This is a genomic window from Martinezella calliandrae (assembly GCF_030272695.1).
Lineage (GTDB): Bacteria > Pseudomonadota > Alphaproteobacteria > Rhizobiales > Rhizobiaceae > Rhizobium > Rhizobium calliandrae.
Map to the genome: position 1 here is coordinate 161,899 of NZ_JARFYN010000017.1, position 20,450 is coordinate 182,348.

18 protein-coding genes are annotated in these 20,450 nt (G+C 59.6%); 2 read left to right on the top strand and 16 right to left on the bottom strand.

The annotated features are described in order from the left end of the window. Nucleotides 1-45: 45 nt before the first annotated feature. The 4 genes from PY650_RS15455 to PY650_RS15470 all read right to left on the bottom strand — a co-directional run bounded on the left by PY650_RS15455 (nt 46) and on the right by PY650_RS15470 (nt 3,175). Nucleotides 46-234, bottom strand: coding sequence for a hypothetical protein (locus PY650_RS15455; protein WP_285880237.1), 189 nt, complete (start codon nt 232-234; stop codon nt 46-48). Between the two features lie 201 nt (nt 235-435). Next, nucleotides 436-648 (bottom strand): hypothetical protein, encoded by a 213-nt coding sequence (locus PY650_RS15460; RefSeq protein WP_285880240.1) that lies wholly within the window; start codon nt 646-648, stop codon nt 436-438. A gap of 80 nt (nt 649-728) precedes the next feature. Continuing rightward, the gene (locus PY650_RS15465; RefSeq protein WP_285880241.1) at nt 729-2,015 is read right to left on the bottom strand and encodes a DUF763 domain-containing protein; all 1,287 of its coding nucleotides are present in this window, start codon (nt 2,013-2,015) and stop codon (nt 729-731) included. Nucleotides 2,016-2,110: 95 nt separating this feature from the next. Next, a complete protein-coding gene (locus PY650_RS15470; protein ID WP_285880242.1) occupies nt 2,111-3,175 on the bottom strand; it encodes a glycosyltransferase family 2 protein in 1,065 nt (354 codons plus the stop codon). Between the two features lie 551 nt (nt 3,176-3,726). Between PY650_RS15470 and PY650_RS15475 the strand changes: the two genes are divergently transcribed. Next, the gene (locus PY650_RS15475) at nt 3,727-6,339 is read left to right on the top strand and encodes a glycosyltransferase family 39 protein (protein ID WP_285880243.1); all 2,613 of its coding nucleotides are present in this window, start codon (nt 3,727-3,729) and stop codon (nt 6,337-6,339) included. Between the two features lie 411 nt (nt 6,340-6,750). Here the strand turns inward: PY650_RS15475 and PY650_RS15480 are convergent, their stop codons facing one another. After that, entirely contained in the window at nt 6,751-7,887 is a 1,137-nt protein-coding gene (locus tag PY650_RS15480; RefSeq protein WP_285880244.1) for an aminotransferase class I/II-fold pyridoxal phosphate-dependent enzyme, read from the bottom strand. A gap of 137 nt (nt 7,888-8,024) precedes the next feature. On the opposite strand from PY650_RS15480, the gene PY650_RS15485 reads away from it, so the two are divergent. Continuing rightward, nucleotides 8,025-8,699, top strand: coding sequence for a helix-turn-helix transcriptional regulator (locus PY650_RS15485; protein WP_285880245.1), 675 nt, complete (start codon nt 8,025-8,027; stop codon nt 8,697-8,699). A 39-nt stretch (nt 8,700-8,738) separates the two neighbouring features. Here PY650_RS15485 and PY650_RS15490 read toward each other — a convergent pair whose 3' ends face one another. The 11 genes from PY650_RS15490 to PY650_RS15540 form a co-directional block, all read right to left on the bottom strand. Continuing rightward, entirely contained in the window at nt 8,739-10,019 is a 1,281-nt protein-coding gene (locus tag PY650_RS15490) for a TRAP transporter large permease (RefSeq protein WP_285880246.1), read from the bottom strand. Further along, nucleotides 10,010-10,588, bottom strand: coding sequence for a TRAP transporter small permease (locus PY650_RS15495; RefSeq protein ID WP_285880247.1), 579 nt, complete (start codon nt 10,586-10,588; stop codon nt 10,010-10,012). The genes PY650_RS15490 and PY650_RS15495 overlap by 10 nt, the downstream gene beginning before the upstream one ends. A 132-nt stretch (nt 10,589-10,720) precedes the next feature. After that, nucleotides 10,721-11,698: a TRAP transporter substrate-binding protein gene (locus PY650_RS15500; RefSeq protein WP_285880248.1), complete on the bottom strand. Its 978-nt coding sequence runs from the start codon at nt 11,696-11,698 to the stop codon at nt 10,721-10,723. A 221-nt stretch (nt 11,699-11,919) separates the two neighbouring features. Beyond that, nucleotides 11,920-12,801: an amidohydrolase family protein gene (locus tag PY650_RS15505; protein WP_285880249.1), complete on the bottom strand. Its 882-nt coding sequence runs from the start codon at nt 12,799-12,801 to the stop codon at nt 11,920-11,922. A gap of 113 nt (nt 12,802-12,914) precedes the next feature. Continuing rightward, complete coding sequence (kdgD, locus tag PY650_RS15510; protein ID WP_285880250.1) at nt 12,915-13,820, bottom strand: 5-dehydro-4-deoxyglucarate dehydratase; 906 nt, start codon at nt 13,818-13,820, stop codon at nt 12,915-12,917. A gap of 71 nt (nt 13,821-13,891) precedes the next feature. Further along, nucleotides 13,892-14,632: a FadR/GntR family transcriptional regulator gene (locus tag PY650_RS15515; RefSeq protein ID WP_285880251.1), complete on the bottom strand. Its 741-nt coding sequence runs from the start codon at nt 14,630-14,632 to the stop codon at nt 13,892-13,894. Between the two features lie 357 nt (nt 14,633-14,989). Further along, complete coding sequence (locus PY650_RS15520; protein ID WP_285880252.1) at nt 14,990-16,045, bottom strand: LLM class flavin-dependent oxidoreductase; 1,056 nt, start codon at nt 16,043-16,045, stop codon at nt 14,990-14,992. Between the two features lie 19 nt (nt 16,046-16,064). Next, entirely contained in the window at nt 16,065-17,006 is a 942-nt protein-coding gene (locus PY650_RS15525) for an ABC transporter substrate-binding protein (protein WP_285880253.1), read from the bottom strand. Between the two features lie 81 nt (nt 17,007-17,087). Further along, a complete protein-coding gene (locus PY650_RS15530) occupies nt 17,088-18,032 on the bottom strand; it encodes an ABC transporter substrate-binding protein (RefSeq protein ID WP_285880255.1) in 945 nt (314 codons plus the stop codon). Nucleotides 18,033-18,107: 75 nt separating this feature from the next. After that, the gene (locus PY650_RS15535; RefSeq protein ID WP_285880256.1) at nt 18,108-19,886 is read right to left on the bottom strand and encodes an amino acid ABC transporter permease/ATP-binding protein; all 1,779 of its coding nucleotides are present in this window, start codon (nt 19,884-19,886) and stop codon (nt 18,108-18,110) included. A 37-nt stretch (nt 19,887-19,923) separates the two neighbouring features. Then, complete coding sequence (locus PY650_RS15540) at nt 19,924-20,448, bottom strand: GNAT family N-acetyltransferase (protein ID WP_285880257.1); 525 nt, start codon at nt 20,446-20,448, stop codon at nt 19,924-19,926. Nucleotides 20,449-20,450 lie beyond the last annotated feature (2 nt).

A 20,450-nucleotide genomic window follows, 5' to 3' on the forward strand; every position in this document is an offset into this window, starting at 1 on the left:
ATCGTCGTCCATCGCACCTTCTCAGGATATCGGCGAATATCCGGCTTACACCAGTCCCACCGGAATAGGCGCAAGCTCTTTGGCGGCACCATAGTCGCGCTCGTGCGATCTGCGGTGACGTTTTTCGCGACTTGAGGAAAAGTCGATGCGATTATGCTCCACCATACCGTCCGGATAGGTTCCGGTATCTTCGGTTTCCACTTCGGATTGAGCGGTGACGATTTTGAAATTCATCATGTTTCCTCCGGTGCGGCGCAGAAACGGTTAGCCCCGCGCTTGGTTCCATGAGTAAACACAAAATTATTAAAGAATTAACTACGTTCGTTAATTATTTTGGGCGACGGCGTCGATTTCAGCGTATGAGGCAACCGATTCCTTGGCGCCCGGCGTCGTCGCGGGGGCGCAGACATCTCTCTTGGCTACTACCGGACCGAGTCAGATGGCGTTAATTGACGGCAGGAAGGACATCACTTCGTTGCGGCGTCTGAAGCTCAGCGTCTCAATACGCTCGTTCCAAAAGCTCTCCGCCTCCGGCGGGTCGGGTTCCCAGCAATTGGTCGACAAGAGGTTGTCGTCCATCACCAGCAAACGATGGCCGCCCAACCGCAAATATTCTGTCGCCAGCTCTTTTGCAGCATTCGTCATCATCGTCCTGCTCCTTAAATCGATCATCTGGAGGTCAACAATCGAACAGGGACTATGTTCCTTTTTGGCGTGAGAGCCCGTTGTCAGCCTTTTGACGGCTGCCGGCGTCTTTTTGCATCGTCTTCCTCAGAAGGGATGGGAGGCTCCCAGCCGAATACGCTGCGTCCGCCGTAGAAAGCGGACTTGTCGAATTCGCCGGCAACAATCTCCTTGAGATCGGGACCGGTGACGTATCGTTCGAGCACGCGGGACTGATCATCCAAGCGCTTCAGTGCCTGCAATTCCTCGTCGCGACCCAGCCGGCCTTTCCGCACAGCCGATTTCATGACACTGATGGTCTCGTCATAGACCTTCAACGGAACCGGGAACGGGTGGCGATCTTTGCCGCCATGGGCCAGCGAAAATCGGGCGGGATCGGAGAAGCGATAGGGTGCGCCATGCACCACTTCCGCGACCATTGCCAGCGCCTTGACCGTTCTTGCACCAACGCCGGGCGTCAGCAGCAGGGCCTCGAAATCCACCGGCCCGCGTTCGGCAGCAGCCGCCAGATTTCCATGCAATCGCCGCATATTTACATTGGTTTCGCGCACATCATGGTGCGCCGGCATGATCAAGTGTGGCAGCATGGGTTGGGCCTGGTCTTCGCCGACTGCCATCGGCCCGGCTTCCAGCGCGGCCAGCTCGCGCACGATCCTATCCGGTCCTAAGGAGGCCAGCAGGTCGAGCTGACCTGCGCGTGACTGATCGGCGCGCCGATCGGCGAGATTGACGATCTGACCCTGGTCTCTTCCCTCGATTGCCGCGTGCGGGGAGTTAAGGAAGCTAGTCAGCCCCTCCGACAGCCAATGATACCGCCGCGCCTGCCGTCGATCGCCGTTCATCCCCTGCTGGACGACGACCCATTTACCGTCGTCCGTCACGATGAAGCCGTGCAAATAAAGATCGAATCCGTCCTGAAGTGCCGCACTGTCGACCTTGGCGACCAGCCGGCTTGTCGTCGCCAGCGCCTCACCATCGATGCCGACACGATTGCCGATCGCGGCCAACTCACCCGGCGTCTTGCGTGACTGAGCACCGCGACCGCCGCAGACGTGGATTCCGAGTTCGCCAGAAAGCGGTGTCAGCCCTCGTTTCAGCGCGCCAAGCACGCTGGTGGTGATGCCCGAGGAATGCCAGTCCATGCCCATGACGGTGCCAAAAGACTGGAACCAGAACGGATCCGCCAATCGGCGCAATAGTTCGTCGCGCCCATAGTGCTGAACCACCGCCTCGGTGATCACGGCGCCCAAACGTGTCATCCGGTCGCCGAGCCATTTCGGCACCCGCCCTCCATGCAGGGGAAGATCAGCGTTACCAGCTCTTTGCGCCAAGTTCATTGCTCTCCGTCTCAGATGGAAAGCAATGTAGTACCGCCAGCCGCATTACGCCATGCATGCATGTCGATCCACAGCATCCGTGGCCCAGCCTATCCGACGGCATGGCGAATGGTCTTCGACAGTCGCAAGAGGAAGGCCGGCCTCGATGAGGCAACGAGCTTCCATGACAGGACCGCTTTCGCCATGCGACCAGGAAGGACGCCGACGGAAAAAAACCATGCCGCCTGCATCGCACGCCGCCTGAAGGATGCATTCATTTTCACGCTGGCGACGGCGCCGGCGGCGCCGAGTGCAAATCTTGAATCGCTGATCATGGGATGCCGGGATTTGTCCATGCAAAGCGATGCCAAGCGCTCTTCCAAATGAACGGGATCGTGAAGATTAACATCGTCTGGCACCGTCAAGCCGATCTCGGCCGCCTGATCCGACAAAGCATCGATGCGATGGAAGTCATGCTCCATTCGCCAGCGGGCGCGCTGGCCGAGCTTCTCTGCAAAGACAGAGTGATTGGCACCATGGATGCGGTAGGCTCCAAGGCAGGATTCGATCGACGTCACCTTTCCATGAAGAGGCGTTACCGTCACGAGATAGCCGTCGGCGCCTTGGCGGAAATCCGTCTCCGGAACCGGCATGACCACATCGAGAGCCGAGCGCTTAAAAGCCAAGCCGCTGGTCACAGTGGTCTGATAGCGCCCCCTCTGGAGCAGCTTCGGGGTGACATCGCCGGAGTCGAACGGCAGTTCCTGAGGAGGGAAGACATCCCTCACCTGCATATCCTCATCGACGAGGTGCAGTCTGAACTGCGCCTGGACGGTCTCTTCCTCCCAGGCATCGACGACTTCGGATACCGCGTTCGGGTAAAGATAATCGTCGGCATCTAGAAATAGGACGATCTCGCCCCGGCTCTGCTCAAAACCGGTGTTGAACGCCGCAGCGTGCCCGCCGTTGGCTTCTCTCAGGCACGTCTTAATTCGAGATCCATAGGAAGCAACGACATCGGCCGTGTTGTCGGTCGACGCATCGTCGACGACGATGACCTCAGTATCGGCGTAATTTTGCTCCAAGGCGCTGTCGATAGAGCGCCTCAGAAATCGTGCGTAGTTGTAATTCGAGATGATGATGGAAACTGGAACACGGTCTGTGATGGGGTGCATCGCATTGAACCTCGCAAATTTGCTTTGGTCGCGGCGAACCTACTCATTCAGGTCCTGTGGATTAAAACCCGTTCCGCCGAGCGCAACTTTCTAAAGCTGAAAGCTACTGTCACAGACATGCTGGCCGAAGGGTCGCGAAAGTACGCTTGGTACATCTGTACCGCCACGAGCCTCCCCAGCTTTATGGCTTTTGAATGACTGTGATGCCCGATCCCCCTAGCCAAACGAGAGGCGCTCGATCGCGTGGCTCGGGTCTTTTCGCCTTAGCAAAGCCTTAAAAACAGTCTTCAGGTGGTTGTCAGCGTCATTGCCGATAGTCGCGCCCGCCGGGAAAGAAAGCGATTCTTCATGAAGCAAGTGCAAACCCAAAATTATTATTCGGTCGCTCGGATCCTACTGTGTTGGTTTCGCACTGTTCTAGCGTCCCCGCGCTCCGGCGCGTTGTTATCGTCTGTAAGCCTGTGAACCATTCCCTCAATATTTCAGATCGGTTATTGAAGCCGGCCGGCAAAGCTCTTGCATCCGAGCCAGACGCTTCTCCTGACAATACCATGACACATCAACAATTGATTTCAGTTGTCGTTCCGACCCTCAACGAGACCGACAATATCGATATTCTCCTGTCCTCTCTGCTTTCGCAGTCCGGTGGCGACATCGCGCTGGAGGTCCTGATCGCAGACGGCGGATCGACCGACGGCACCATCGAGCGCGTCCGGGCATGGGAGCGCAAGGCATCCGTCAGACTTATTTCCCCGGGCGGCAAGGGAGGCTTGGCTGGGGATGTCCTGGCAGCGGCGAGATATGCCAGCAGCGACATCGTCGTGGTCATGGACGCCGATTTGAGCCATCCGCCGGAGGAGATCTGCAATCTCGTTCTACCCATTATCGACGGGACGAGCGACATGGTGGTTGGCAGCCGCTATGTGCCAGGCGGCGCCACGCCGGATTGGCCGCGGTCCCGGCGGTTGCTCTCGCGCCTCGGCGGCGCGTTAGCCTGGCCCTTGACCGATATGCGGGATCCGATGTCCGGGTTCTTTGCCGTGCGCAAGGAGCGGCTTCTGGCGATCGATCCAAAAGCAATCGGTTTCAAGATCGGCCTCGAGATCATCGCGGAAGGCGGCGACGCGCTTCGGCTGACCGAGATCCCGATCACCTTTCGCGACAGGGTGCACGGACAAACGAAGATCGGATGGGGGCATATGATAGACTATGCCCGCCGTCTGCTGGTCCTTGCGGGAGGCGCGGTTTCATTTGGTAATGCGACCCGTTTTGCGGGCGTCGGCCTGATTGGCCTAGTTCTCGACCTGCTTATCTTCCAGACTCTGTTCGGGATGGGCTTCGGGTTGGTAGCAGCGCATGTCACCAGCTTCGCCGTCGCCACGATTTCCAACTATATTCTGAATTCCAGGTGGGCATTTGCGAGCGACGGGCCACGCCTCAATGAGCGGGATTGGAGACGCTACATCCGCTTCGTGACCATCTGCCTGCTTGCTTTCGCCTTGCGGGGCGGCGTGCTGGCCGGCGCTGTCGAGCTCCTTGGATGGCCTCCCCAGGCCGCCATCATTCTCGGCGTCGGGGCCGCTGCCATCGTCAACTATCTCGGCAATGCCTTCTTCGTGTTCCCGTCTGAGAACCCACGCATGCCATCTGACATCCGATGGCGCGTGGCGGCAATCGGCGTGTTGGGTTACATCCTCGCTTTGCGCTTGGTTTTCCTCGGGCTTGTCGACCTCGTGCCGGAGGAAGCCTATTACTGGAATTACGCCCAGCATCTCGACATCGGATATCTCGACCATCCCCCAATGGTCGCCTGGCTGATATGGCTTGGAACAAGCCTATTTGGCAATACAGGGTTCGGTGTCCGTATCGGCGCTTATCTCGCCTGGATCGTGACGTGCGTTTTCGCTTTCCGGTTATCGCGCAATCTGTCCGGCAAATCGGCGGCGTTCGTCAGCGTCCTGCTCGTCGCCATCTTGCCGTTTTTCTTTTCCACCGGCTTCATGATGATGCCGGACGTACCGTTGACGGCGGCGTGGGCCGGAACGCTTTACTTTCTCGAGCGGGCGCTGATAGGAGATAGGCGTAGAGCTTGGTGGGGCGTCGGCCTGTGCGTGGGCCTCGGGATGCTCTCCAAATATACGATCGCGCTCCTCGGTCCCGCCACGTTGATCTTCCTTATTGTCGACGCCAGGGCGCGGCGTTGGCTACTTCGCCCAGAACCTTATCTTGCCGCCGCAGTCGCAGCCGCACTCTTCTCACCCGTGATCTACTGGAACGCGACGCATGCTTGGGCATCGTTCGCATTCCAAAGTTCAGGGCGTCTGCAAAGCGCAAAGACCTTTTCGCTTCCCGACCTGATCAGCAGTGCAGCGATCCTGCTGACACCATTGGGATTGGTGGCCGCGATGACTGCGCTGGTGACCAAAAACCGCGTAACGCTCGCAACGAACACGGACGGGCAGGTCAGCCGCCGCTCTCTCTTCATCAAGATCTATACGATCGTTCCCCTGTCGGTCTTCGTCGCCTTTAGCCTCTTTCATGAGGTTAAGCTTAACTGGACGGGGCCGCTCTGGCTCGCACTTTTGCCGGCAATCTCGGCAACCATCGTCGCAGCCGGCGACAGCCTATCGAGATTTGACGGCCTGTTGCGTCGGTTATGGATTCCGACTGTCATGACCATGCTGGTGATCTACGGGCTTGGTCTGCATTATCTCGTCCTCGGGTTCCCTTTGGTCGGTCACTTCGGCAACATCCGGACGCTGCCTGTCGCGTGGCAGGAGTTCGGCCACGAGGCAGGCCTGATCGAACGCAACGTCGAAAAAGAAACGGGCGAGCAGGTCCTGCTGGCCGGAATGGACAGGTATTTCGTCGCAAGCGAGATCGCCTTCTATGATCGCGTGGACGACGACGCCGTTCGGACCTCCGTGGGTCGTGGCGCGCTCGGCCTGGATAGTCTCATGTACGGATACTGGTTTAAACCTGCCGACCTGCAGGGGCGCAATGTCATTCTTTTCGGGCTGAAAAGGGGGGACCTCGAGCAGGCGTCCTTTGACGGGCTCTTTTCGCGGTTGAGCGAGATCAAAGAGCAAAAGGTAACAAAACAAGGAGCGCCGGTCGGCAGTTTCTTCTACAGAATAGGATATGATCTACGCAGCCGCATATAGTGAGGCGGGATATCACCGTTTTGGCGTTTACCTGCCGCGCCGGAGGATGAAACTGGGAACAGGTATGTTTCATTGAGCCGGAGTGCCGCTTGTTTGGGAACTCACCAACGAGATTAAAGCTTGGCTGGCGCCTGAAAAGTTACAGGCGCTCAGGGTGGTTGGATGGTGTGCTCAAGGCAATGGTCCTTCTACCGCGACGCCATGGCTTTCTTACGAGATCTACTTCCCCGCGTAACCTGCATTGCGGTCCGCCATTTGCCCCGAACTATCGACCGGGCTGTACCGCGATGACACCCTTCGATGGCAAGGCTCCTCCTTTAGCCAACAAGGGACTTCGCATCGGATATCGTCTCACGCTCTTCTTCCGCCCGCTAGTCGGTATAGCTGGGGTAGTCGGTTCGGCGGAGTATTCTATTGGCCGTTTCGCAATAGGTAAGAGCGCATCGCCGCGATACCTTCTTCGATATTGGCACGCCCGAAGCCAATGCGAAATCGGTTGTCGGGCGTTGGATTGAGTTCGGAGCGATAGATGCTGGCCGGCAGCAAAAGCACGCCCGCGCTTTCCACGAGATTGCGCGCAAAATTTTCCACCCCATCGGCGCCTTTGTAAAGCGGATAGCCTACGCAGCCGCCGTCGGGGGTGTACCATTCGAACAGGCCCTCGAATTCGGCAAACAGAGCCTTCAGCCGATTGAGGTTGCCAGCGATCATGCGATTGTTGCGGTCGAGGATTCTGTCGGCATTTTGCAAGGCGATCTTCGCCAGGCTTTCGCTGGGAGCAGCGTTGCAGATCGAGATATAATGCTTCATCCGCTCCATCCGCGAGATCACGGCGCGGTCCCGGCAGGCGATCCATCCGATACGCAGGCCGGGAAGCCCGAAGGCCTTGGACGTCACCGCGAGCGAAAGACCACGTTCGTACACATCAGCTGTCGCCGGAAGCTGCGGTTTGCCGTTAACGCTGAGGCCCCGATAAACCTCGTCGCTGAAGAGCCAGATGCCATGTTGGCGGCACAGGTCCACCAAGGCATAGAACCTGTCCCTCTCAAGGATCTTGCCGGTCGGGTTGTGCGGAAAATTGATGGATATCAACTTGGTATTCGGACGGATCGCCGCCCGCACCGCGTCGATATCGAGCGACCAGCCGTCGGTCGGATCGAGCGCCACTCCCGAGGCCTCGCAGATGCTCAGCGGCACCGTTTCGGCCGACTGGTAGTTCGGCGTCACCACGATCGCGTGGTCGCCCTTTTCGAGGAGCACATGCATGGCGATGTAAATTCCCTCGCCTGCGCCCGCGAAACAGAGAACATCCGCGCTCTCCATCTGCCCGTACAGGCCGGCAATGATCTCCCGTAGTGCCGGATCGCCAAAGGTCTCCGTGTAGCCGAGCCACTGGCTCTTGAACGCTGCTTGCTGCTCCGTCGACCCCATTGCCAAAAGCTCGTCCAATGTCATGCTCTGCGCGTCCGACGCCGTCATGTGATAGCGCGCCGTAAACTCCCATTTCGAGAAATAGGTCTCGAGCTTGAAATCGGGCAATGCGGGCATGACGGGTTTCTCCAACTTGGACCGTGACTGGATCGCCGCAGGGCGGGCGAGAAGCTCGGAGACGGCAGGGTAGAAGTCAGTTGACATTTTGTCAAATACAGAGATTTTGTAACAGCCGCTCAGATAGGAATGCCGCCATGTCAAAGAAGGTCGCCGTCAACGCCAAGGAGCCGACGTCTGGCGAGGATGTGCTGCATTTTGCGCCAGTTGCGGAGGCGATCGCGGTACTGCTCAAACCGCATGCAGAAGTGGTCATCCACGATTTGAGGACGGCGAAGATCGCCTATATCGCAAACAATATCTCGCGGCGTCATGTCGGTGGCTCCTCGTTGACTGACCTTAAGGATATCGGCTCGCTCGACGCCGACGTGATCGGCCCCTATCGAAAGACCAATTTCGACGGGCGACAGCTCAAGTCCGTAACCTCGGTCTTGCGCGAAGGGAGCGGGGCGCCCTACGGATTGCTGTGTGTCAATTTCGATATCGCGTTGATGGAGTTGGCGCGCGATGCGCTCACCATGCTGACAGCATTCCAGGGGAGCGGCAAACAGCCGTCAGCCCTTTTCCAATCGGACTGGCAGGAAACCGTGAACGCCGCGATCGCGGACTTTCTCAGCGAACGCGGGCTTGCGGCCTCGGCTCTTGCCAAAGAGGACCACGCCAGTCTGGTGGAGGCGCTGGAACAGGAGGGCTATTTCGCGATCCGGAATCTCGTTCCCTATCTGGCGCGGCTGCTCGGAATCTCACGCGCGACGATCTACAAGCATTTGCGGGAAGCTAGGCGGAAAAAAGTGCAGGCCAGGGCGACTTGACCCTGGCCCGATGATCGGCGCGTGAAAAGCCCGATCGGCCTACCGGAAAAGATCCTGAATGAACATGGAGGTTTCCGGGATGAGGGTAACGATCATAAGCGTGGTCCAGAGAGCGACCATGAACGGCCAGATCGAGCGGATGACTTTGCTGACGGGCACTTCGCCGATGGCGCAGCCGAGATAAAAGGCGGCGCCAACCGGCGGCGTGTTGAGCCCGATTGTCGAGTTCAGGAGCACGATGATGCCGAATTGCACCGGATCCATGCCGTACTGCGTAACGATCGGCAGGAAGATCGGCGTGCACACCAGGATATGCGCGGCCATGTCGAGGAAAATGCCGAAGATGAACAGCGCTATGTTGACCAGGATGAAAATCACCCATGGCTGTGTGCTGATATGGCTGAGCGCCTCGCCGACCATGTCGGCAACGCCGTAGATGCTCATCAGATAGCCGAACATCGTCGAGATGCCGATCAATAGCAGTACCACACCCGTGGTCTTGGTCGCCTTTGCCACCGCCCTCAGAAAGTTTTCGAAGGATAGGCTGCGATAGACGAAAATCGTCAGCAGCAGCGCATAGAGGACGGCGACGGCGCCGGCTTCCGCCGCGGTGAAAACGCCGGACAGAATGCCGCCGACGATGATGACGATGATGAAAAGGCCGGGAATTGCGGCTGCAAGACTGCGCCAGACCTCGGTCCAGCCCGGGAACTCACCCCGGCTGTAGCCGCGCGACCGGGCGACAAAATAGGCGGTCAACACGTTGGCAACCGTCAGCAGCAGCGCGGGAATAGCGCCTGCCATGATCAAGGCATTCATCGACACGAGTCCGCCGGCGGCAAGCGAATAGATGATCATATTGTGGCTGGTCGGCATCAGCGCACCGACGAGCGAGGAATACGTGGTGACGTTGACTGCGTAATCCGCATCGATCCCTTCCCGTTTCATTAGGGGTATCAATGCCGAGCCCATCGCGGAAACGTCCGCGACCGGCGAACCCGAAACGCCGCCGAACATGGTGCAGGCGACGACGTTGGTCATGCCAAGGCCGCCGCGCACATGGCCGACCATCGCCTTGGAGCTGCGGATGATCCGGTCGGCAATGCCGCCATACATCATCAGCTCACCGGTAAAGATGAAAAACGGAATGGTGAGGAACGAGAAGGTGCCCATGCCCGACGCCATGCGCTGGAAGACGACGGCGAGCGGCAGCCCTTCATAGAGCACAGTGGCGATCGACGACAGGCCGATGGCGAAGATGACCGGCATGCCGAGCACCAGCCCACCCACAAAGGTTGCGCACAGAATGATCAATGCCATGAGGGAATAACCTTGATTTTCAGGACCGCGGCGACGATCCGCTCGACGGCGAACAGGGTGATGAGCAGGCCACCGACCGCCAAGGGCACGTAGCTCCAGGCTTGCGAAATCGGCAGGCCGGGATTGATGTAAGGTGCCATCTCGATGCTGAGTTCCGCGCCGCTCCAAGCCATCGACAGGCCGAAAACGATCATCCCGAGATAGACGACGACCTCGGCCGCCAGACGAAACCCTTCTGGCGCGAAGTTCAAGAGCGAGTCCATGCCGATATGGCGTCCGTCGCGAACACCGACCGCAGCCGCCAAACAGGTGACGTAGAGAATGACCACGAGAGCGAATATCTCGGTCCAGGCGGGGGAATCGTTGAGCACGTAACGCCCGAAGATCTGATAGAGAACGGCTGCAACGATTAGAATCGTCCCGGCGACCGCAATCATCAGGCAGATGCGCGAGAGCCACGCGTGGAAGGCGAAATAGGCACCGAGCAAGCCTGTGGTGTTGGTGGTTGTACGGACCACTTGCGAACGCGCGGCGGGATCTGCCGGCAGTGCATGCGAATGCGCGCCCATGCTGCTAGTCTCCTCGGATTGACAAAGTGATGCTGATCTATCGATCACCTCCGTTTCGTCGTCCCGTGGGCGTCGGACGCAGGTGATCGCAGGCCGCGCGGGGGGCGCATCAAGCGCCCCCGGCAGACTTCGTTACTTCGTCGCCTTGATACGGGTGATCATATCCTTGAGGGCCGGATCGGTGACGAACTGGTCGTAGATCGGCTGCATGGCGGCTTCGAACGGCGCCTTGTCCAGCTGGATGACCTCGACGCCGGCCTGTTTCACCTTATCCTGCGACGTCGTTTCCATCGCATCCCAAAGCTGACGCATATAGACGACAGACTGCTTGGCCAGCTTGCGCACCAGCGCCTGCTCTTCCGGAGTGAAGCTGTCGTAAACGCGCTTCGACATCAGCAGTACATCGGGAGCCATCGAGTGCTCGCTCAGCGAATAGTACTTGGCGAGCTCGTAGTGATGGAAGTTGTAGTAGCTCGGCCAGTTGTTCTCCGCACCGTCGATCAGCCCCGTCTTCAGGCCGGTGAAGACCTCGCCGGTCGGCATCGGCGTCGCATTGGCACCGAGCGCCTTCATCATCGCGACCCAGATGTCGGACTGTTGCACGCGGATTTTCATGCCCTTGAGGTCCTCCATCTTCCGCACCGGCTTGGTGGTGTAGAACGAGCGGGAACCTGAATCGTAGAACGCGAGGCCGACGAGACCATGGGCGTCGCAATCCGCCAGGATCTGGTCGCCGATCGGTCCGTCGAGAACCGTGCGCATCTGCGCCTTGTCGTGGAAAAGGAACGGCAGGACCGGCACCATCATCGCCGGGCAGATGGTGTTCAGTGTTCCGGAGTTGACGCGGATGAAGTCGAGAGCTCCAAGCTTGATCTGCTCGATGGTGTCCTTCTCGCTACCGAGCTGCGAATTCGGAAAAACCTTGATTGTGTATTTGCCATCGGTCGCCTTGCTAAGCTCATCGCTCATATACTGCACGGCTTTGACGGTCGGATAATCCGGCGGCTGCACATCGGCCGAACGGAACTGACGGGCCTGTCCCGTCGTGAACGTGCCGAGCGCAAGAAGGCCGGCGAAGACGGTGGTGATAATTCTGGTGCTGCGCTTCATTGTTTCCCTCTCTCCTATCCACAAAGCAAAATTGACCGCCCGCTTCCTTGCCTGGGGATCCAGTCACGGCGAGGCTGCAAACACTGGTTATTTTTGGAGTGCCCAGTTCGGCCCGGACGGCGCAATAAGAGTGCAGCCGCCTTGGACTTCCAAGATGCGGGCAATATTCATCAAATCCCCTCCTCAACGAGGGCCGGAACCGCCTCGTCCCGGCCGAAATCTCACTGCGTTGCACCCCGGAAGGGTGCAAAACCAAAAAGCGCCTCGGGATTATCGACGAGGGCAAGCCTCAGGGCGTCCGCACTCGGCAGCCAGCCAAGGACGGTGTCCGCGAGCGTTGCATCGTCTGGATAGTCAGCATTTTGCCGCGCCAGATTATGAGGCCAGTTCGTGCCCCAGACGATCCGCTCTGGCGCGTGGACGGCCACCTCGCGCGCGACGGCGGCAACATCCTCGTAAGCGGGACCACCGCTCTTCGAGGATTCGTAGCAGCCAGCGAATTTGAACCAGCAATTGCCCTTGTCGATCAACCGCTTCATGGCCGCGACCTGCGGGCTGTCCGGCGTCACCCCGGAAAAGAACTTGCCGTGATGATCTAACACCCAGCGAGATTTCAGCCGCGCCAGCCGCGCTTCATGCTCGAGAATATGGCTGCCGTCGAATTGCACGGCCAGCATCCAGCCGCGGGCGCCCGCCCTGTCATCGATGGCTTCGAGCGCATCCAGGCCGATCGCGCCGCCCGGCAGGTCCATGATGCGCGCGCCGATGACGCGGGCCCCCGCCAGCCTGTCGAGCTCGGCCTCCGGCGTCTCGGAGCCGATAACGGCGACGCCGCGGGCGATATCGCCCATTTCGGCAAGGCAGGCATAAAGATTGCCGTTGTCGCGCTGATGGGCATTGCCTTGCGTAATCACCACGCGGTCGATGCCGAGCCAGCGCATCACCTGGCGATATTGATCGGGTGTGGGCAAGCCTCCGGCCGGCAGATCGGGGCCGCCGGGCTGTGCCGGGAAACCGGGCAGGTACATGTGCATCTGTGTGTCGATCGTTCCTTCGGGAAGGACCGTGCGAGGCGGAGTGCCAGAGAGCGTGCGCACGAGCATGTCACTTGTCCTCCTTTCGCAATTCAACTGGCGCCTCATCGCAGGCAATGCCGGCCGGACGCAAAGGTGGCCGATATTCGAGGCGATATGAACGGGCAGCGATCGTCATCGTCTCAGCGCTTCCAGGGCGAGATGAGCTTGCCCAGCATGGCCTCTTCCTCGGCGGTCATATCATCCAGAGGCGGCCGCACCCTGCCCGCTTCGAAGCCCTGGAGCCTGACGCCGGCTTTGATGGCTGCGACCGCATAGCCCTTGCGGCGGTTGCGGATGGCCATAAAGGGATAGAAGAAGTCCTTCAGTATCGTCTCGCAGCGCGCACGTTCGCCGGCGCGAAGCGCCTTATAAAACTCGACGGCAAGCGCCGGCACGAAATTGAAAACGGCCGAGGAATAGGTGGTGAAGCCGGCTCCGAGATAGGCTTCGGCGAAAAGCTCGGCGGTGGGCATTCCACCAAGATAGGTCAACCGCTCGCCGAGCGTCGCGGTGATCTGGCGCACCCCGCCGATGTCGCCGGTGCCGTCCTTGAAACCTACGAGGTTCGGGCATTCGTCGCAGAGGCGCTTCAGCGTATCGACTGAAAGCACCGAATTGTCGCGATTATAGACCATGACGCCGATATCGACCGACTGGCAGATGCGCTTGACGTGGGTGTAGAGCCCTTCCTGCGGCGCATCGATCAGATAGTGTGGTAGAAGGAGGATGCCATCGGCGCCGGCCTTTTCGACCGCCTGCGCCAGCTCGACGCCAACATGTGCACCAAAGCCGCAGCCGGAAACGATCGCCGTCTTGCCGGCCGCTTCCTTGGCCGCTCTCACGATGGTCGGAATCTCATTTGGCGAAAGCGAGAAGAACTCACCCGTGCCTCCGGCAGCAAATAGCACCGGCGCATCATAACCGGAGAGCCACTCGATATGACGCTGATAGCTGTCAGACCGGAATTTTTCCTCCGCATCAAAATGCGTGACAGGAAAAGACAACAGGCCCGCGCCAAGCGCAGCCTTGATTTCTTGCGGCGTCATCAGGAATTCCCCTTCTGCCTCCTCAGGCAGAAGTTGTCATATATGTACGACGTATTTCTGTCAATAACTCATCATACAGGTTTGCGCTGTTCGCGCAGAAGCGCGCGATAGCGTTCCTGGCTGCCCCGCAGATGTCTGCGCATCGCCTCTCGGGCGCCCTCTTCGTCGCCATTCGAGATCGCCACGACGATCTGGCGATGCTCCTCGTCGATCAACAGGATGTAGGCATCCTGATCGGCCTCGAGCTCGCCCTCGCGCATGGCTGCGCGTGGGATGATCCGCGGCCCGATCATCGCAAGGAACTCCCGGAAACGGGGGTTGTTGGTTGCTTCGGCGATAGCAACATGAAGTGCGAAATCGGCTTCGCTTGTCGGAACGCCCGCGTTGAGACGGTCGCGAAGCGCGTGATGCCGTTCGAAGATCGTCTCTTCCTGTGCCGGCGACCGGCGCAACGCGGCAAGCCCGGCCGCCTCAACCTCCACGGCGGTTCTGAGCTCCAGCAGCTCGATAACGGATGAAACACGGGCCTGGTCCAAATTTCCAAAAGAGAGGACTGACGATGTCGGCTGGTCCAGCACAAAGACCCCGGCACCTTGCTGAGCCTCAACCAGGCGGTCAGATCTGAGCGCCGCGATCGCCTCGCGCACGACCGTGCGGCTGACGCCATGGGCCTCGGTGAGCTGCGATTCGCTCGGCAGCTTGCTCCCCGGCGGAAACTGTCCGGTCTCAATGGCCCGGCGCAGCGTATCGCTGAGACGCGCAACCAAAGTTTGCGACCTTGTTTCTGTCTGCGACTTTGGCTGAATGGCCACGTCGGCACCTCTTTTGATGGGCTTGGATTGTGAGAAAAGCACTGCGCGAACTCGTATGTCAAGTTGATGTCAATACATGCGAATCGACAAACTTGTAAACGAAAAACGCAAACTTGTATGATGAGCTTATTTAGAATGCGAGCCCGTGAAAATAAAGGGACGGTTTACGCGCAGGGGCCAACTACGTCCAGGCCATAGGTGCAAGGGCCGCTGCCCAGCCGGATGTCGGGCGCGCCCTTGCCGACGGCGCCGACTTCAGCACCGACAATCGGGGTGTCTTCATTGTCTGCCATAAGCCTGCCTTGATATTGGGGGCGTGCTTTCGCCTGAGATGTGCTTTCAACGCACGCCGGCAACTCACGCGTAGTGTCTTTCCTCTCCGCGTGCCGCGGTCGAGGGTACGCCTGACCAGCCGAGATCTGGGGCGATCCGCGTGACGAAGTCGTGGAGGATCTGGCGGTAATCCTCGTGCTCGAACTCATAGGGCAGTTCCAGCCGCAACTCGCTGACCTTCGGTAGCAGCGGGTCGGCAAAGAGCCGTTCCAGGATTTCGTCCGAGGTGCCGACGATATCGCGCGCAAACAAAGTGCGCTTTTCGCCTTGTGGTGACAGCGTTCGCTTGTCGCGGCTGGCAGCATAGTCTTGATACCGGCGGCGTGTTGTAGCATCGGCGCTATCGAAAGGCACGATGACACGCCCAAGCGCAACACGGCGCTTTGGCCCGGCGGCGGCACGATAGGTCTCGATCAACTGCGATTGCGCAACGAAAAAATCATCAGTGCCCTCGCCGGTGATGACATTGCCGGTCAGCAGGTTGAAGCCGTTGCGGCCGGCCCATTCGGCCGAGCGCTGAGACCCGCCGCCATACCAGATCCGGTCGATCAGCCCCTTGGCATAGGGCTGCAGACGCGGCCGGGTCTGGCCGAAGGGCGTCTTGATGAAGGTCTGCTCGTCGCCGAGATGTGTACCACGCAAATTGTCGGCAAAGCGCAGGACGCGATCATGGGAAAAATCATTGCGCCTCCAATCGCCGTCGAAGACCAGCGGCGCGATGAGATCGGCGTGCGGCGGACGTCCGGCGCTAACGCCGATATTCAGCCGGCCGCGTGACAGAACGTCAACGGTCGCAAGATCCTCCGCCAACCGGTAGGGGCTCTCGTAGCCGATCGGAATGACCGCCGTTCCCAATTCAATCTGGCTGGTGCGCTGGGTTGCCGCTGCCAGGAAAGCGCTGCCCGACGAAATACCGGGCTCCAGATGTCGCTGGCGAACCCAAGCGCCGTCGAAGCCAAGCTCTTCCCCATATCGCAGTTGCTGGAGGGTCTGCTCCAACCCCGACAATGGATCGTCGTCTGGATAGTTGCCGGGGGTGAGGAAACCGATATGGCTGATGGATATCTTGCGACCGCTCATGTCATTGCTCCTGTCGCCTTCAATATTTCGGCAGGCCGGGCGGATTGGTTTGCGATTTCGGCAGGGCCTCTTGCGCCAGATGCCAGTGATCCAGGATCTTCCCGTAGGTGCCGTTGGCGATCAGGTCATTGGCGGCGACGGTCAACGCATTGGCCAAGCCGCTGCCCTTGCGCGTCGCCACCGCCACATCCGAGCGATCCGGCCAGCCGGCGCTTAGCGTGCCGACGCTCCTGATGTTCTTGTCGCGGGCGGCAATGTAGACGAGCTGTGCATGCGGTTGCACGATCGCATCGGCGCGGCCTGATGCCAGGGCCAGCAGGCTTGCGGCGTCGTCGTCGTAATATTGCAACTCCAGCGGTTTCAAGCCGGCCGCGACATTCTCCTTGCTCCATTCGAGCAGGATGCGCTCCTGATTGGTACCGGCGCCGACGATGAACCTGAGGCCCGCCGCGTCCTTCGGTGCCTTGATCGAACCGATCTTGCTGTCCAGCTTGACATAGATGCCATGCAGGCCTTGGCGATAGGTGGAGAAATCGAACTTCTCCTTGCGCTGCTCGGTGACGCCGACATTGGAAATGACGGCATCGTATTTGCCGGAAGTAAGACCCAGCGGCCAATCGATCCAGGCGACCGGCACGAGCTCCAGCTTCAGCCCAAGACTCTCGGCGATGGCATAGGCGATATCCGGATCAGCACCGACCACGGTCATGGCATCCGTCGCATAGGTGGTGAGCGGCGGACCGCCGGGTGCGACGGCAACCGTGAACGTGCCCGGCTTGACGAACTTGAAATCCTTGGGGATAGCGGCAACCGCCGCCTCATCCCGCCCGACGTGAATGCGGCCCGGCTGCTCGGCGCTCAAGTCGAAGGTTAGATCATCGGCACGGGCCGCGCTGAAGGACGTCAGCGCCGCCATCATCAAAACGAATGAACATGCCCGGATGGCCGGTATGCCTGTCATGGGGGTTTTCTCCAAATCCTGTCTTCACGAATGGCCGGCTCCGCCTCAGCGTGAGCCGGCCGCTGGTCGCGTTGCGGCCGATTACGAACCGCTCTTGGGCAGGCCGGGCGGATTGGTCTGCGCCTTGTCGACCGCTTCGGAGCTGAGGCTCCAACGCTTCAGCACCTCGCCATATTTGCCGTCCTTGATCAGGTCGTTGAGCGCGATAGTGACCGCATCGGCAAGCCCAGCGCCCTTGCGCGTCGTTACCGCGATCTCTGCTGACACCGGCCAACCGCCGCTGACGGTACCGACCAGCTTGGTCGTGCCCTTGAAGGACGCGCTGTAGGCGAGCGTGGCGTTGGGGTTAAACTCGACATCGGCGCGACCGGACTGGATCGCCAGATCGGCAGCGGCGCGATCGTCATAATATTGGACCTCGATTGGCTTCAGCCCGGCGGCGACATTCTCCCGATCCCATTCCAGGATGATCTTCTCCTGGTTCGTGCCGGCGCCGGTGATGACCTTGAGGCCAGCGACGTCCTTCGGTTCTTTGATCGCCGTGATCTTGCTGTCGGACTTGACGTAGAAGCCAAGAACATCCCTGCGATAGGTCGAGAAATCGAACTTCTCCTTGCGTTCCTCAGTGACCGTCACGTTGCTGATGACTGCATCATATTTTCCGGAGGAGACGCCGAGTGGCCAGTCCTCCCAGGCAACCGGCACCAGATCGAGCTCGAGGCCGAGCGAATCGGCGAGCAACTGTGCGATCTCGGGATCCGTGCCGACCACCGTCTTGGCGTCGGTAGCGTAGGTCGCGACAGGCGGATCCCAAGGGTTGATTGCCACGGTGAACTTGCCGGGACTGACGAAATTGAAGCCAGGTGCAACGGCCTTGATCGCCGCATCGTCCTTTTGCGCGCGGACGCGGTTCGACGTGTCTGGGCTAAGGTTGAATTTTTCCGCAGCATGTGCGGAGCCGAGGCCGATGGCGGCCGCGGCGACAATGCTGGCCACCAGAGATTTCATTTTCTTGAAGACAGTCATGTAGCTTACTCTTCTTCACTCTAAGGTTGTAGTTGCGTTTACTTTTTTCCTATCGCGACGGGGGCCGGATTTTCGCTAGAGAACTTTTGCCAGGAACTCGCGAGTGCGCGGATGTTCCGCTTCGTTGAAGATGCGGGCCGGAGGGCCGGCTTCGAGAATGTGGCCGCTTTCCATAAAGACCACTGTATCGGCGACCTCGCGGGCAAAGCCGATCTCATGGGTGACGATCACGAGCGTCGTACCCGTGCGGGCGAGCTCCTTGATGACATCGAGCACTTCGCCGACCAGTTCTGGGTCGAGCGCCGAGGTCGGCTCGTCGAAGAGTAGCACCTTGGGGCGAAGCGCAAGCGCGCGGGCGATTGCGACGCGCTGCTGCTGGCCGCCGGAAAGCTGGCGCGGATAGGCGGTGATCTTATCGCTGAGGCCGACGCGGGCAAGTAGCTCCTGCGCCAATTGCACGGCCTCCTCGCGACTGACGCCGCGCACCTGGATCGGCGCCTCGATAAGATTTTCGAGCACGGTCAGATGCGGAAAGAGATTGAAATTCTGGAACACCATGCCGATATCGGCGCGGCTCTTGAGAATGTCCTTCTCCTTGAGCTCATAAAGCGTGTCGCCCTTCTGACTATAGCCGATCAGATTGCCGTCGATGGAGATAAAGCCGCCATCGACGCTCTCCAGATGGTTGATTGCGCGCAAGAGCGTCGACTTGCCGGAGCCGGACGGGCCGAGGATGGCGGTCACGCTGCCGGGGGAAAGGCTAAGTTCGATACTGTCGAGGACCTTCAGTGCGCCGAAGCTCTTCGAAATGCCGTGAATGCGCACGGCCCCGCCGGCCGCTCTGAAGTTTGCCACGTCGCTGAAACCGGATCTGAGAGCGGCATCCCTTGAGATGTCGAGAGCGGGCAGCGGATGACGGAACCGTTCGAAGAAGGCCTGGAAGGGAAGCGGCGTCGGGTTGCGCAGGGCGCCCTTGGAGAAGTAGCGCTCGATATAGTGCTGCGCGATCGACAGCACGGTCATGATGACCAGATACCATACGGTCGCGACCATGAGCAGCGGAATGACTTCGAGGTTGCGACGATAGATCACCTGGACCGTATAGAAGAGTTCCGGCAGCGCGAGCACATAGACCATGGAGGTACTCTTCGCCAGGCCGATGATCTCGTTGAAGCCGGTCGGCAGGATGGAGCGCATGGCCTGCGGCAGGACGATGCGGAAGGCTTGGCGGCGGCGCGGCAGACCGAGGGCCGCGGCCGCTTCAAGTTGCCCCTGATCGACGGAAAGGATGCCGCCGCGCACGATCTCCGCGAAGAAGGCGGATTGATTGAGCGTTAGCCCCAAAAAGGCAGCAGCAAAGGGCGTCAACAGCTGCACCGTCGGATAGTCGATGAGGATCGTATTGGTGAAGGGAACGCCGATTTTGATCGTCTCATAGAGATAGCCGAGATTGTTCAGCACCAGCAGCAGCACGATCATCGGAATCGAGCGCAACAGCCAGATATAGCCCCAGGAAAGACCGGAGAGCAGCGGCGACTTGGAAACACGGGCCAGCGCCAGCGCCGTGCCGAGGATCGAGCCGGTAATAGCGGCAAGCACCGTCAGAAGCAGGGTCCTGCCGAGACCGACGAGAACGGGCTCGGCGAAGAACCATTGCGCGAAGACGCCCCAACCCCAGCGCGGATTGGTGAAGGTGGAATAGAGCGCGGCGGCGATGACGAGAGCGGCGAAGATGGTTCCCACCAATCGACCGGGATGGCGGGCTGGAACGATGCGATAGCGGGAATAATCCTGCTTTTGATCCACGGTTCTGCTGCCGGGATCAATGCTCGCGAAATCTGTCGTCAGTGCCATGATGTTTCCCCTTTACGGATTATCGGTCTCGTACGTCTCACCGGTTACCACCGGCCACGCGCAGCTCCGGTTCGGCCAGATGACTGACATCCTTTTCGAAGGGCAGCGTCTTATGGATTTCCGGATCGACGGTTTGATCGAACAGGGCGGTGTAGCCATAGTTGAGATAGAGGCCGACCGCCTCAGGCTGGCGGAAGCCGGTCGTCAGATAGATGCGGGAATAACCCTGCCGGGCCGCTTGTGATTCCAGCTCTATTAGGACTTTTCGCGCCAGCCCCTGCCGGCGCAGGTCGTTGCGCGTCCAGATGCGTTTGAATTCGGCGGTGCGCTCGTCATAGCGCTTGAAGGCGCCGCCGCCGATGGTTTCGCCATCGCGGATCAAGAGTACGAAATTGCCATTAGGCGGTGCAAATGCTTCCGGCGGATAGCGTTTAAGTTCGGCCGCCGCACCTTCCGCGTTGAAAAAGGTGCCATAGCGGCTGTCATATTCTCGGATCAGTTCATCGATCAGCGGCTTTGCGTGGGGATCGAGAGGGGTCGTGTAGAGAAAGCTGTCACTCATCT